5 protein-coding genes and 1 pseudogene are annotated in these 16,237 nt (G+C 39.4%); 5 read left to right on the top strand and 1 reads right to left on the bottom strand.

Annotation, left to right across the window (positions count from 1 at the left end):
- The 3 genes and pseudogenes from EJF25_RS20825 to EJF25_RS20835 form a co-directional block, all read left to right on the top strand.
- Positions 1-2,123, top strand: a pseudogene (locus EJF25_RS20825) (GH92 family glycosyl hydrolase); the annotation flags it as partial.
- Between the two features lie 17 nt (positions 2,124-2,140).
- Positions 2,141-4,417: a GH92 family glycosyl hydrolase gene (locus tag EJF25_RS20830; protein ID WP_125042569.1), complete on the top strand. Its 2,277-nt coding sequence runs from the start codon at positions 2,141-2,143 to the stop codon at positions 4,415-4,417.
- A gap of 168 nt (positions 4,418-4,585) precedes the next feature.
- Positions 4,586-6,247: an IS1182 family transposase gene (locus EJF25_RS20835; RefSeq protein WP_125040504.1), complete on the top strand. Its 1,662-nt coding sequence runs from the start codon at positions 4,586-4,588 to the stop codon at positions 6,245-6,247.
- 362 nt (positions 6,248-6,609) lie between these two features.
- Here the strand turns inward: EJF25_RS20835 and EJF25_RS20840 are convergent, their stop codons facing one another.
- Positions 6,610-9,882 (bottom strand): glycosyl hydrolase, encoded by a 3,273-nt coding sequence (locus EJF25_RS20840; RefSeq protein ID WP_200832962.1) that lies wholly within the window; start codon positions 9,880-9,882, stop codon positions 6,610-6,612.
- A gap of 1,089 nt (positions 9,883-10,971) precedes the next feature.
- On the opposite strand from EJF25_RS20840, the gene EJF25_RS20845 reads away from it, so the two are divergent.
- Complete coding sequence (locus tag EJF25_RS20845; protein ID WP_125042571.1) at positions 10,972-14,391, top strand: SusC/RagA family TonB-linked outer membrane protein; 3,420 nt, start codon at positions 10,972-10,974, stop codon at positions 14,389-14,391.
- A gap of 21 nt (positions 14,392-14,412) precedes the next feature.
- Complete coding sequence (locus EJF25_RS20850) at positions 14,413-16,137, top strand: SusD/RagB family nutrient-binding outer membrane lipoprotein (protein WP_125042572.1); 1,725 nt, start codon at positions 14,413-14,415, stop codon at positions 16,135-16,137.
- Positions 16,138-16,237 lie beyond the last annotated feature (100 nt).

The raw sequence follows: 16,237 nt of genomic DNA on the forward strand, positions 1-16,237 counted from the left end.
TTCCACACGGCATGATTCAACCCAGTCCAGATACTCGTATTGACGGTTGGGACGCTTTTCCGGATATTACTATGCCGATTCAACAATCAATGGTTTTTCACACACACATATCAGCGGCACAGGATGTTGCGATTATGGAGATGTACTGCTTATGCCTACTGTTGGCAAACAGCAATATATAACTACTGATCCGGAAAGCCAACGTCTGGCTTATGCTTCCTCTTTTTCTCATCAAAATGAGACAGCGGAACCTGGATATTATTCAGTCTTTCTGGATACTTATCAAGTAAAAGCAGAACTTACCTCTACCAAACGTGGAGCACTTCATCGTTATACTTTCCCGGAAAGCAAAGAAGCCGGATTCATTTTAGATCTCGATTACAGCCTACAACGACAGATTAATTCCGAAATGGAGATTGAAGTCATTAGTGACACAGAAATATGCGGGCACAAAAAACAATGTATTGGGCTTTTGACCAATATATTAATTTCTATGCCAAGTTCTCAAAGCCTTTCACCTACACTTTAATTACAGACTCTGTTACAATGGATAACGGAAAACGTCTGCCTACCTGCAAAGCGTTATTACACTTCGAAACAACTAACAATGAAGAGATATTGGTAAAAGTCGGAATTTCTGCAGTAGATATAGATGGTACGCGCAAGAATGTGGAAAGCGAAATAACAGACTGGGACTTTGATAAAGTACGCCAAAATGCGCGGAATGCCTGGAACAAATATTTGTCAAAAATAGACATTACAACTCAAGACAAGAATGACAAAACAATTTTTTATACTGCTTTATACCATAGTGCTATTAGTCCTAATCTATTTACAGACACTGACGGACGTTACTTAGGTATGGATCTGCAAGTTCATCAGGGAGATACAATCAATCCGATTTACACCGTCTTCTCTTTATGGGATACTTTTCGTGCATTGCATCCATTGATGACAATTATCGATCCTGATCTGAATAATCAGTTTATCAACTCATTAATTAAGAAACACCAAGAAGGTGGGATTTTTCCGATGTGGGATTTAGCTTCTAATTATACCGGCACCATGATTGGTTATCATGCCGCTCCTGTCATTGTAGATGCTTATATGAAAGGATACCGGAATTTTGATGTTAAAGAAGCCTATAATGCTTGTCTGCGTGCCGCCGAATATGATACGACCGGAATAAAATGTCCACCATTAGTACTCCCCCACCTGATGCCTAAAGCTAAGTTTTACAAAAACTCTATCGGTTATATACCATGTGACCGCGAGAATGAATCCGTTGCCAAAGCCTTAGAGTATGCTTATGATGATTGGTGTATTTCTGTATTTGCAGACGCTATGGGCGATTTTGAAAACAAAGCCAAATATGAACGTTTTGCAAAAGCATATGAATTCTATTTTGATAAATTAACCCGGTTTATGCGCGGACTCGATTCCGAAGGAGAATGGCGTACTCCGTTCAATCCACGTTCCTCCACTCATCGTAATGACGATTATTGTGAAGGTACGGCTTGGCAATGGACATGGTTCGTACCTCATGATGTTGAAGGGTTAGTTAATCTGATGGGAGGAGAAGAAGCTTTTGTTAGCAAATTGGATTCCTTGTTTACTGTCGATTCAACACTAGAAGGAGAAATGACTTCTTCTGATATCAGCGGACTGATTGACAATACGCGCATGGTAACGAACCAAGCCATCATGTTATCCATCTTTATAATTATGTAAACCGGCCTTGGAGAACTCAAGAATTAGTAGATAGCGTCTATCGCAGTCAATATGCAAACAGTATTGATGGATTGTCCGGAAACGAAGATTGTGGACAAATGTCTGCCTGGTATATTCTCAATTCAATGGGATTTTATCAACCATGTCCTGGCAAACCGATTTACTCAATTGGACGTCCTGCTTTCGATAAAGTGGAAATTCGCTTGCCAGAAAGAAAAACTTTCACTATAATTGCAAAAAATAATACGAAAACAAATAAATACATTAAAAATGTTACTCTAAATGGACAACCACTTACTACTCCGTTCTTTGAGCATACAGATATTGCAACCGGAGGAATAATGGAAATCACAATGAGTGACAAACCGACAAAATGGGGTAAAAACAACTAACTACCAATAAATATAACATGAAAAAATTTTTATTATCAGTCTATGTATTTAGCATAGCACTTTTTTCGCATGCCGATGACTGGACACAGTACGTCAATCCATTGATGGGTACACAATCTACTTTCGAATTATCAACAGGTAACACCTATCCAGCCATTGCCCGACCTTGGGGAATGAATTTTTGGACTCCCCAAACCGGAAAGATGGGTGACGGATGGCAATACGTCTATACAGCCAATAAAATCCGTGGATTCAAACAAACACACCAACCTAGTCCATGGATTAATGACTACGGTCAGTTCTCTATCATGCCTGTAGTAGGCAAGCCTGAGTTTAACGAAGAAAAACGTGCAAGCTGGTTCTCTCACAAAGGTGAAGAAGCGACTCCTTATTACTATAAGGTATATCTTGCAGAGCACGACGTTGTAACCGAAATGGCACCTACAGACCGTGCGGCTATCTTCCGTTTTACCTTCCCTGATAGCAAAGATTCATATGTTGTAATCGATGCTTTCAACAAAGGATCTTACATCAAGGTAATTCCCGAAGAAAATAAAATAATAGGTTACACTACCCGCAATAGTGGAGGGGTACCTGAAAATTTCAAGAATTACTTTATCATCGAGTTTGATAAGCCTTTCACTTACAAAGCTACTGTTAATAACGGAGCAGTGCAAGAGAATGTTGCAGAACAGACTACAGACCATGCAGGTGCTATCATCGGTTTCCAGACTCACAAAGGTGAGCAGGTGAATGCCCGCGTAGCTTCTTCTTTCATCAGTTTTGAGCAAGCTGCTCTTAACATGAAGGAACTTGGAAACGACCAATTGGAGCAAGTGGCAGAAAAAGGAAAAGAAGCTTGGAATCAAGTATTAGGTAAAATTGAAGTAGAGGGTGGAAATCTCGATCAATATCGTACATTCTATTCTTGTTTATATCGTTCTCTGCTCTTCCCACGTAAATTCTATGAATTTGATGCTGTCGGCAAACCGATTCATTACAGTCCATACAACGGTAAAGTTTTACCAGGATATATGTTCACTGATACAGGTTTCTGGGATACATTCCGTTGCTTATTCCCATTGTTAAACCTGATGTATCCTTCTATGAACAAAGAAATGCAGGAAGGACTGATCAACACTTACAAAGAAAGCGGCTTCTTCCCGGAATGGGCAAGCCCGGGACATCGTGGCTGTATGATCGGAAACAACTCCGCTTCTGTATTGGTAGATGCTTATATGAAAGGAGTCAAAGTGGATGATGCCCAGACACTATATGAAGGACTAGTTCACGGAGCAGAAAATGTTCATCCGCATGTATCATCTACAGGACGTTTGGGACATGAGTATTATAATAAATTGGGTTATGTTCCTTATGATGTGAAGATCAATGAGAATGCTGCACGTACATTGGAATATGCTTACGATGACTGGTGTATCTACAAAATGGCTAAAGAACTGAAACGCCCGAAGAAGGAAATCGAACTCTTTGCCAAACGTGCTATGAATTATAAGAATGTATATGATAAAGAATCCAAATTGATGCGTGGACGCAATGAGGACGGACAGTTCCAATCTCCATTCTCTCCATTAAAATGGGGTGATGCCTTTACTGAAGGTAATAGCTGGCACTATTCTTGGTCTGTATTCCATGATCCTCAAGGATTGATCGACTTAATGGGTGGAAAACAAGATTTCGTTCAGATGCTGGATTCTGTATTCTCTGTACCTCCTATTTTCGATGAGAGTTATTATGGTGGTGTTATTCATGAGATTCGTGAAATGACTGTAATGAATATGGGTAACTATGCACATGGCAACCAACCTATTCAGCATATGATCTATATGTACAATTATGCAGGTGAACCTTGGAAAGCTCAATATTGGTTGCGCCAGGTTATGAATCGGATGTACACTCCGGGACCGGACGGTTACTGTGGTGACGAAGATAATGGACAAACTTCTGCTTGGTATGTATTCTCTGCATTAGGTTTCTATCCAGTATGTCCGGGAAGTAATGAGTACGTTACAGGAGCTCCACTCTTTAAGAAAGCTACTCTTCACTTCGAAAACGGTAATAACCTAGTGATTGATGCACCTAACAATAATAAGAAGAATCTCTATATCGAATCTTTAGATTTCAACGGCAGTAACTATACAAAGAATTATTTCTGCCATGAAGATCTACTAAAAGGAGGATTAATGAAAGTTCAAATGGGTGATCAGCCAAACCATAACCGAGGAACAAAAGACGATGATGCTCCTTATTCATTTTCTAAAGAATTGAAGAAGTAAGTTTTTGTCTATCTATAATTAAAGAGCGCCAAAAGCCTCTATTCACAAGATGAGGTTGTGTCAAAATGCTGGCACAACCTTTTTTTATGCGCAAAGCCCAGACTTTCGCAAGCCCGGGCTTTGTTATTACCCAAAATTTTTGTAACTTTAGGCATAAAGTTTTTCGTTATGGCAAAGTTACATTTTCGTCCTTACATTCCCAACCAAACAGTTCTTTTTCCCGGAAGAATTGATGAGAACATAGCATCGAACGATCCGGTTCGCATCGTTAATACAGTTGTTGATAATCTCAATCTTGACAATTTCAAGAAGCTTTATAAAGCAACCGGTCGTTGTCCTTATCATCCTAAAATGATGCTCAAGGTAATTATCTACGCCTACATGAACAATATCTATTCGTGCCGCAAAATAGAGAAGCTTCTCCTACGTGACATCCATTATATCTGGCTTTCCGGTAATGAACATCCGGATTTTATTACCATCAACCGTTTTCGAAACCGTGTAAAAGAAGAAATAAATACCGTATTTACGCAGTTGGTTCTTGTCCTTGCCGACAAAGGTTTTATCAGCCTTGACGTAGAGTATATCGACGGTACCAAGATTGAGTCCATGGCCAACAAATATACTTTTGTCTGGCGCAAGACAGTCGAAAAGAACCGTACAAAGCTGATGGATAAGATCCGCATTCTCCTGGAGCAGGTAGATGAAGCCATAGCCCAAGAGAACTCCTCCAAAGACACATCCGTAGAGTTCACTCCTGCCATGCTCTCAGATATAGTGAATGAACTTAAAGAGGTGCTGGAACACCAGCCTGTAACAAAGGACAAGGAACAAAAGAAAGTCATCCGGGAAAAGAAGAAACAGGTCCGGGAACTTGAGGAGTACCGTGACAAGCTGATGGAATACGACAATCACCTTGAAGTCCTTGGAGAACGTAATTCCTATTCTAAGACCGATCCTGATGCTACATTCATGCGTATGAAAGAAGACGCCATGAAGAACGGGCAGACCAAGCCCGGGTATAATTTACAAACAGGTACTGAAAACCAGTTCATCATAGACTTCCGGCTGTTTCCCAACCCCACCGATACGCTGACCCTGATCCCTTTCTTCCACTCCTTCCAGCACCGCTATAACCGCTTACCGGGTATCGGTGTGGCAGACTCCGGTTACGGCTCGGAAGAAAATTACCGGTTCATGCAAGATAATGGGATAGAAGCCTTTGTCAAGTACAACTACTTCCATAAAGAACAGCGTCCCCGTTATACCCCCAACCCATTCCATGCGGAGAGTCTCCATTACAATGCGGGGGAGGATTACTACGTTTGTCCTATGGGGCAGCACATGAACCGTATAGGAACCAGACGTGACAAAACAGCGAGCGGATACATCTCCGAAAGTGCCCGGTATAAAGCACAAAGATGCGAAGGCTGTCCTTTGCGTGGCAGTTGCTTTAAAGCCCGGGGGAACCGTATTATAGAAGTCAACCACCGGTTAAACCAATACAAAAGGCAGGCACGGGAAAGGTTGCTCTCAGAAGAAGGAATCAGGCATAGGGGCAGGCGGTGTATAGAACCGGAAGCCGTTTTTGGACAAATGAAATACAACATGGCATACAGAAGGTTCCGGCATATGGGAGAAGACAAGGTGACAATGGACTTTGCCTTCTTTGCCATAGCTTTTAATATCAAAAAGATGTGTGCAAAACTGAGAAAGGCAGGAAAGGAGTTCATTACACTTGCTAAATCTATATTTATTGGGCTATTTATAACTCGATACAACGGGAATATAGTAACTTGTTACCAAATGAATGAGAAAAAAGCGGCATAGCCAAAAGAAAAGATAACAGGACTATAAATTTTAGAAAAAGGTTGTGCCAACGTTTTGACACAACCTCATTTCATTATCTATAGCTGTATAACAATTCCTTTTAATTGTAAACACATCACATCCACTGCTTTTATAGCTTACTAACCTAATGACCTAACAAGTATATAGTTAGGGTGATTTTACAATTCTTTCCCCCTTACTCCTCTCACTAAACAAGAACTACCCGACTGATGACAAAAAAGAGAAACTATTGTTCAGTAATAAGTTATACAATGAAGAAGAAAAGAAAAAGCCCACTCTTTTCACTGGAAACCATAGATAATATTCCAGTGAAAAGAGTGGATACTAAATTCAATATTTAACTATTGTTCAACAAGAACAGCAACCGGTCCCATCAATCCGCTTTCCTTTAATGCAGCATTTTTATCAGGCCATCTTAATACCCAAGTCTTTCTTTCATTTTCAGGTTGGGCAGCATCAAAAACAAGACGGTTAAACCATGTACTCGTCACTTTTACAGTTAGTTGATTTTTTCCTGATCGAAGAGCCTTTGTAATATCAACCTGATATGGGAATGTCCACAGAGTCCGTATCCGCTTATCATTGAGAAATACCTCGGCAATCATATCCACTTTTCCTAAATCAAGAATATAGTTTGTATCACGACTTTTATCTACCTCAAAAGTTGTACTATAATCTACAGTTCCCGAGAAAGCCTTAGCTTCAGCCGAAAGATCTAAATCTTTCCAAGCCTTCAAATCAGTCAATTGAAGTGCTTCCGGCGCTCCCCATCCAGCAGGGAATTCTACTTTCCAAGTATTAGTAAACGGAATGGTTGCTATCACTTTCTTTTCCTTTGCTACTATTTCTGTAACCGGTCTGTCTTTACGAAAAACAACAAAGCATGAACCTGCCTGAGGTAAATCCACTGTTACCATAGTCCGGTCTCCTTTTATCTCATAAACAGCCAGTGTCACATCACCAGTCAAAGGATCCCATATCTCAACATTACCTTTATTTCGAAAATCCAACTGTCCAGCAAATTCCTTACCTTGAGGAGCTGCCACATAATACCAATCAGCTTGATCAATATTCCTATGTGACCATAATACATCCTGACCTTTTACATCCGGTTCCATATTCAACTTCGTTAAAGCCTCATCCAAAGTCATTCCACTTATCATTCGACCTTTTCCGATTAGCCGAATTCCTTGCCGGGTATTATTACCCCAAATCTTCTTAACCATCTTATTAAAATGCTTCTGAGCTGCCTTTCCACCGGAAAGTGTAGCTAAACCAACCGGAGCTTCTCCAATAACAGTCGCTCCCGCTTGAATAAGCGCATATAACTTATCCAAAGTTTCCACACACATACGTGGAGCTTCCGGCAGCCAAAGCACACTATAACGAAGTCCTTCAGGAGTAATCAAATCACCATTATCAACAGCTAAACGATTCAACAAAACATCTTGATTACAATAATCATACTTAAATCCTATGGGGAAAGGTGCATTTTGATTAGGTTTGTGATTGATTTCATCACCTAAATACCAAAGAACATCTGATACCGGCTTTCCTCTCTCCATCAAATAACTACAACGAGCCAAATAGGTAGTAAACTCAGGCATATATTTCCACCATGTTTGCCCACGCAAGAAAGGAGTACCGATACCAGCACCCGAGAAAGAAGTTCCCGGTGCAAGAGAAGCAACATTCGGATTATGAGTATATGTATGGAAAACCAAATGAGTGACTCCTTCTATACAATTTATATTAGCTACCTCTTTCAGCATCTGCCAATGTTCATCCCAAGTATGAGAAAATGAAGTAAAAGCTTCTGCTGCAATACGTGGTTTGCCATAAATACGGGCAGCTGAAGTAGTCGGCTTAATCGGCTTAAAATTGAGTGAACCGACAAAATTATCCATTAAAGGTTGCCAGAACTCGCACATCGGTACATCAGCAAATTTATAATATTCCAGAATATCCGCCGGGAAAACATCACCGGCTGCCGTTTCATAAGTAATAGAAAGATTGTTTTGCTTTGCCAATTTTGCCATATTGCCATAGAAATTATGGACAAAGAGTTTATTCAGTACTCTACGCCAATCACACAAAAAGCGAAATGTACTCTCCTGATCATCTACCACATAACCGAAAAGTGCCGGTAACCATTTCTGCAATGAATATCCCATCATTTGCTCAAATTCTTTGTCCAATCCGGTTGTCCAAGTTTGGGTCCGACATTCCCAACTGTCCATCAGCATTCCTTTTAACAACCCGTTCGATAACGGACCATTCTCTCCGGACAAACGTCCGATATAACCCGCAAAATGAGTATTTGACCCTTCTGTCGAGAGTTTATTACACTCCCATCCTGTTCCTTCAGGAGGCGCAGGAGAATTACGTTGTCCAGTATTAACATGTCCGACACGCAATACCGTCCATTCACCCTTGGGAGCTTTCCACCTCAAATTTCCCTTTTCGTCCATTAAAGTCGTAATGTCAATGATCTCAGTTGAATTCACAAAGGTTTCTACCGCAGTTTGTTTACCATCTCCGCTCCTTTCAATGCTTCTCAAAGTCCAACCTGCTTCCGACTCCCAGCTATTTTTTCGGGAAGCTGAAAACAGACGTAGCGATCTCAGTGCTATATCATGTTGATTAATAATAGAAATCCGATATTTCTTCGCACCTTTTGTTTCAGAACAAGCTAGTGATATAGGATAATTATCTTGCCAGTTGCTTTGAGGTAAATCTGTATTCAATACTTCCTGAATAGTTCCGTCAGATAAATAAGCCTCCAGTTTTACATGAATACCCGGTACGAAACACCAAGGATGATTGGCTTCATTGATGGAAGGAAACTCCAAAGTTCGAACAACGGTTTCACTTGGAAACTCAACTTCTATCCAATAAGGATTATCAGCAGACGTGGAAGTTAGGCGCATCGCATCTTTTGCCTTACCCAAGAAATAATCATTCCACATTTCTTGCTTATTACTTTTAAAAGAAGAAGGATTCAGTGGTTCACCAGTATCATCTTTTGGAGTTGGGAATGCAATTACCATTAAATCATTATAGTTTCTCCACTCTTCATCACTTGGTTGAGGGATAGGAAGATTTCTTGTAATTTCCGCGCCATTTCCCAAAACATCCGTCCTGCTCCATGCCAAATGACGCATAGCATTAGAAGGCTTGATCCATGGTCCCCCGGACATTGCCCATCCAGGACAATTCTGCATGGTAAATCGCAAACCCAAACGTTGGCACTCTTCACCCGTATGCGTCACCATTCCATCCCATAAAGGACTAAGACACGTTATTTGTGGTTCCACTCCCGGCCATGGACCGCCAAATTGTCCATGAAACAAGTGCACACCTGAAAATCCGGCACCGGCAATCGCTTCCAAATCTTTTGTAATCCCTTCGATCGATACATTACCTCCTATATAGTGAAACCAAGTCTCCGGGTAGAAAACCTTATCCGGAGATTTGAATTTATTTATATCCGAATCACTAAAAGGCGAATAAAGTTCTTCCGCGGATGGAGTGACAGCAACTTGTGCCTCAATGGGGATAGATGTACCAACTAAGAACCCGATGATGGAAACCAATAAAAGTGTATTTCTCACAATAATATATTTTTAGAATGAAGTAACATTTGGATAATATAAGAGTCATGTAAAATCTCATATACAAAACATTTGCACAATATTCGTCAATTTAGTTCACATTTGCAAAATAATTACTGATAATTTAACCAACAGACAGACAATTTATCCAAATATAAAAATATTCAAATAGATATCTTTTCGCAATTAGTTTATATTATTAGAAATAATCCATGCAAAAAGGAGTATAACCGACAAAAAGAGTTAAACAGAGTATTATTTTGTCATTTAACTCATAACTACTTTGAAAATGACAAAAATACGATTGGAGAAAACTAATTTAATTCAGTATTTTCTCTCACGCTCTCACCTTTCGTTTGTATCTTCCTATTTATCGGCGTTTCAGGAGTGGGAGTAAGTATTAGAGATGAGTGAGAGCAACCATTTGCCCTCACTTTGGATTGTTCTGATTTTAGGTAAGTTTTACTTTAACTAAGGATACTTTTATTGATATCCTTTTATATTCTTTCTATTAAGGTCCTTTATCTGTAAATAGCTCACTACTGTGAGCTTATTAGCTTACAGCTGTAAATAAATAAGCTTACAAATTGTGAACAAATAAGTCCACAATTGTAGACAGTTGTATTTAATTGGTTGCTAACACTTTAAGCACGTATAACATTACTAATAGCAAGCAAGCTTTAGTATTATATATACTAATTATTTCCAAAATTTGCCTTGAGTGAGAGCAATTGTTTACTCTCACTCTGCTCTAACACTTGCTCCCACTGCTGAAAAGCCGATCAATAGGAAGATATAAGCATAAAGTGAGAGCGTGAGAGCAAAACTGCTGCAAAACTTTTATTGTGTAACACGTTTAAGTTGATAAAAAACAGCAGAACTGAATTAATATAAACTAATTTTAAAGACATACTTATCTTAAGTAATCAACTAAGCAATACTTTTTTAAAGATTTCTTCAAAAAAAAGAAGATTTAGGCTAAGTGTTTATTAAAATATCGTTGTTTTATTAAAAGGCGGGAAAAAGCGAATCCCGTCCTGCATTAACGCGATAAATAATTAACTAATGTATAACCATTAATTTAAGTTTATGAAAAGCAATCGTTCACGACGAGTGTCGAATCTATTTCGAACTTTATTGATTTTATTGTTTGTGATCATCCCATCTCAATGGGCTTTTGCACAATTGACATTATCAACGTCACGCACAAATTTGGGAACTGTTATCAAACAAATTCAATCCCAATCTAAGTACCAGTTTTTTTATAACGACAAATTATCTACGGTCAGTGTAGATGCGTTGAATGTAAAGGACGCTTCTTTGGAAAGCGTATTAAGTACTCTTTTGAAAGGAACAAATATTTCTTTCAAAGTAGAAGACAACATCGTTTACTTGTCTGAAAAGAATGCACCTCAGGCCAGCCAACAACAGGTAGGTCAGGAACGTACTATTAAAGGACAGGTTATTGATACTAAAGGAGAACCGTTAATCGGTGTAAGTATTTTGCTAAAAGGATCAAGTAATGGTACTATCACTGATATAGATGGTAACTATTCATTAAAAGTCAGCGGAGCTAATCCTATATTAGTATTCTCTTATATAGGATATAAAACGTTAGAAGTTCCTGCCAAAGAAAGTAATATCAATATTACTTTATCGGATGATACACAGGTGATTGACGAAGTAGTCGTTACCGCTTTGGGTATCAAACGCGAAAAGAAAATGTTGGGATATGCTGTACAGGAAATCAAAAGTGATCAGTTGAACAAAACGGGTGACCCATCTGTAACCAGCGCACTGCAAGGTAAAGTAGCAGGCCTGCAAATGAACACATCAGGAACAGGTTTAGGAGGTTCTACTAAAATCACAATTCGTGGTAACTCTTCATTATCAGACAACAACCAGCCGTTGTGGATTGTAGACGGTGTTCCTTTCAGCGACAACAACAATTCGGATGCATCTTACTACGGTGGTGTAGACCGCGGAGGTTCTGCTGTCGATATCAACCCGGAAGACATCGAATCTATTTCTGTACTGAAAGGTCCGAATGCTGCCGCCCTATACGGTTCACGTGCCGGTAATGGTGTAATCTTGGTTACTACAAAGAAAGGTAGCAAAAAGGATGGTTTCGGAGTACAATACAACGGTAACTTTACATGGAGTCAAGTAGCTGAAACTCTTGAAATGCAAGATAGATATGGTCAAGGTCATATCGTCACACAAGATGCTGACAAGAATCCACTTTCTCAGTTCTATGCAACTTATGATCCGAAAGATTCCTCCAGTTGGGGACCTGTATTGGATGGTAGTATGCAAAAAGCATGGAATGGAGATACTTATGCTTACTCAAAATATGGAAACAAACTGGAAGACTATTTCAATGTAGGTTTCGCACAGAATCATAATGTAGCTGTAAGCAATGTGACTGAAAAATCGCACTTCCGTGCTTCTTTCGGTAGCTCTAGCAACAAGGGAGTATTTCCTAATGAGAAGCTGAACAGAATCAACCTCGACTTGAATGCCGGAATGGAAATGAACAAATACTTCTCGATGGATGGAAAGATTTCTCTTTCACGTACCAAAGCAGAAGATCGTCCATACTTCGGAACTTATGGAGCTATTGCTCAGTTGATGGGTATTCCTAATAATATTCGTCTAGATGACCTGAAACAATATTCTAATGCAAGTAATGCACATGTAAACTGGACAGGGCCTACGGCCGGCATACGTAATCCTTACTATGTACTGAACCAACGTCACAACTCAGACGAACGTTGGAGAGCTTTCGGTTACTACGGTGCTAAAATCAACTTTACAGATTGGTTACACTTCTCTGCAAAATATGCATTCGACTATTATCGTACACGTATCCAAGATACAAATGCAGGAGATGGTATCAACGGTGAAAGTAGTGTAAAAGATATTACAGACGACTCATACGACCGTTCTGAAGATAACTTCTTCGAATCAAATGCGGAATTTGTATTGCTCGGAGACAAACAGCTGACTGAAAACTTCCGTTTAGGATTCTCTGTAGGTGCTAACTTTATGTATCAAAAGAATGAATCTTTAAACGCTGGGGTACGTAATATGCTTGATAAAGGACAATGGATATTCAATGCAGCTAATATGTTGAATACAGCAGGTGAATTAGGATTTGAAAGAGCTACTAACTCTGTATTCGGTTCTGTACAGTTGGCATGGAAAGAATATTTGTCATTGGATTTGACTGCCCGTAATGACTGGTCGTCTACTCTTCCACAACAAAATAACTCCTTCTTCTACCCATCTGCCAACCTCAGCTTTGTGATTTCAGACTTTGTCCGTTCATTGGATAAGCCATTACCTAGCTGGATAACATTTGCTAAGGTTCGTCTTTCAGCAGCACAAGTTGGTAAAGACACATCTCCTTATCAATTGTATAACACTTATGCATTCAAATTTGAAAAAGGTGAATTGATACCAAGTAAATCAAATGTGAAAATGAACGACCAGTTGAAACCAGAAATCGCTACTTCTTATGAAGCAGGTTTGGACATGAAGTTCCTTAACAACCGTCTGGGATTTGACTTTACCTATTACACTAGCCGCACTAAGAACCAGATTATGAAAGTTCCCGCAGCAGCTCCTTGGAGTGGTGGTAAATGGGTTAATGCTGGTTTGATTACCAACAAAGGATTTGAAATGATGATTTATTCAACTCCGATTCAGACAAAAGATTTCTCATTTGATTTGAATGTCAATCTTGCCAAGAATGTTTCTAACGTAAAAGAACTGGCTGAGGGAGTTGATTATCTCTACTTCAACGGTGACTCTAACTTCCCTGTAAATGTAGGTACTCGTCCTGGTCATAAACTAGGAGAAATCTATGCTAAGACTCTGTACAAACGTGATGATAAAGGCAATATCCTTATCAACAAGGAAAATGGTCTGCCAATGACAACAACTGATGCAAACGAACGTTTGGCTAATCCGATCGGAAATATACAACCGAACTTGTTAATGTCTGTAGCTCCGGCATTTACTTATAAAGGATTCACCCTTTCTGCTATGTTCGACATGAAGTTTGGTGGTGATATCATTTCCATCTCAGAAATGAATGCTACCGGAAATGGTCTTGCAAAACGTACAATGAATCGTGGTGAAAACGACAACTACATGATGATATTCCCGGGTGTATATGAAGATGGCACTCCGAATACAACGAAAATCTCTGCATCTAACTATTACGGAGCCTTGATAGCAGAAGATTTCATCTATGATGCATCTTTCATCAAATTGAAAGAGTTGTCACTCAGTTATTCATTCCCTAAGAGTATGTTGAAGAAGACTCCTATTCAGTCATTGAATCTTTCATTCGTTGCCCGTAACCTGGCATACTTGATGAAGCATACTCCGGGTACAAGTCCTGAAGGTGGATATGATACAACAATGTTCTCTCAAGCTATTGACTTCATGGCTGTACCTTATACCCGTACTTTCGGATTCTCAGTAAACTTTAGTTTCTAACCATCAAATAATGATAGATATATGAAATTCAAATTATATAAACCGCTTGCGTTGTGTGCCCTGTTAATGGGATTGACAGCATGCCATGATTTTGAAGAATTAAATACCAATCCTTATGCACCGGTATATAATCCGGAAGTGATAGGAGCCACTCCCGATGGCATTGATATTGACTACGAACTGTCCGAAAGTGCACTACAGAGCCTTCAAGGTACTGAGAATGCTATTGGTTCTGTATTTGCAAACTTTACTTATGAAGGTGTGTACAATGACTATCAAGTAACAACTAATCTTACTCACGATTTTTATGCCGCTTACTTCGCAAATAATGTTAGTGGTTTCGTTACAGATTCTCCGACATATCGTTACAGAGATGACTGGTCTAAAAAACGTTGGGAACACTTCTATGATAACCGTACAGTAGAAGAATACAGTCAGTTGATCAAGACTTTCTGGTTCTGCGGTAAAGATCGTTATCACAACGCATTCTATATTACCCGTATCTACTACGCATTCCTTCTTTCTATGCTAACAGATACTTATGGTGCAGTGCCTGTAGAATATTATGTGAAAGGTGCAATGCCAACAGACGAGAAAGTGAAGTATATGGATCAGAAGGATGTATACGATACTATTTTCAAATTACTTGATCAGGCTATCACAAAGTTGCACAATACTCCGGCAACTTCACAATATAGCTTAGGCGAAAATGATAAATGTTATGCAGGTGATAAAGAGAAATGGTTGCGTTTTGCTAATACGTTACGTTTGCGTCTGGCTCTCCGTATCTCTAATGTAGCTCCGGAAGTTGCTCAAGAACAAGGTAAGAAAGCACTAGAGGACCCTTCCGGTCTTATGCAAAGTGACGATGATAATATGAAACAAACACCTAAATATTCATATATAACAGGTGGTAATGAAAACATCTACACATTATTATATAACTGGAGTGCAAATGTTGTATTGTCTAAGGAAATGGAAATTGCCTACAAGGAACAATCAAGTATCTTGGACCCCCGTTGCGAAATCTTATGGTGGAGACCTACAGCACTAGAAGACTTAAATCAAAACGAACCAAAAGAATCGGATAAAGACTTTAATGGTTGTGAAAATGGAGAAACAGCGTTAGGTGGAAGTTATACTACTATTTACTCACCAAGCCGCGTGTTTATCAAACAAGACCAACGGAAATTAGATCGTAAGCATTGGTGGTGTTACGGACGCGAAATCACATGGTTAGGATACTCGGAAAGTTTGTTTCTGCGTGCTGAAGCGGCTCTACGTAAATGGAGTGCAGAAGATCCTAAAGATTTGTATAAAAAGGGAATAGAAGCTTCATTCAGTTATTACCAGATCGGAACAGACAAAGAAGGACAAGGCAAAATTGAAGAATATATGAACAATCTGAAAGGTCTGGAAGCTTTCAACGGTACTGATAGAGAAGCACAACTTGAGCAAATTATTACCCAGAAATGGATCGCTGTTTACCCGAATGGAAATGAGGGTTGGGCTGAATTCCGTCGTACAGATTATCCAAGATTTATGAAAACTCCTAAGAATGGAAACAATTCAGGCGGAGAAGTGCCTAACGGCAAATTCATCAAACGCTTGAGATATCCGGACAGCGAATCTTCTAATCCCAACCGTCCAAAAGAGGCAGATACACAGGGGACACGTCTGTGGTGGGATATTGCAGACACTAATAATGGCTCAGGAATATACCAGACGCCAAACAACTTCCAATAAAATTAAATAATAAAAAAGCGGCTTAATTCTCTTAAGTCGCTTTTTTATTATTCAATCTTTATCAGTGATCTTTCTACCAAAACTTCATTAATATAGTGTG

The sequence above is a fragment of the Bacteroides faecalis genome (assembly GCF_003865075.1).
Classification (GTDB): domain Bacteria; phylum Bacteroidota; class Bacteroidia; order Bacteroidales; family Bacteroidaceae; genus Bacteroides; species Bacteroides faecalis.

Excerpts from the sequence above, each read along its gene's own strand:
- EJF25_RS20845 (WP_125042571.1), top strand. The coding sequence starts at position 10,972 with ATGAAAAGCAATCGTTCACGACGAGTGTCGAATCTATTTCGAACTTTA.
- EJF25_RS20850 (WP_125042572.1), top strand. The coding sequence starts at position 14,413 with ATGAAATTCAAATTATATAAACCGCTTGCGTTGTGTGCCCTGTTAATG.
- EJF25_RS20835 (WP_125040504.1), top strand. The coding sequence starts at position 4,586 with ATGGCAAAGTTACATTTTCGTCCTTACATTCCCAACCAAACAGTTCTT.
- EJF25_RS20830 (WP_125042569.1), top strand. The coding sequence starts at position 2,141 with ATGAAAAAATTTTTATTATCAGTCTATGTATTTAGCATAGCACTTTTT.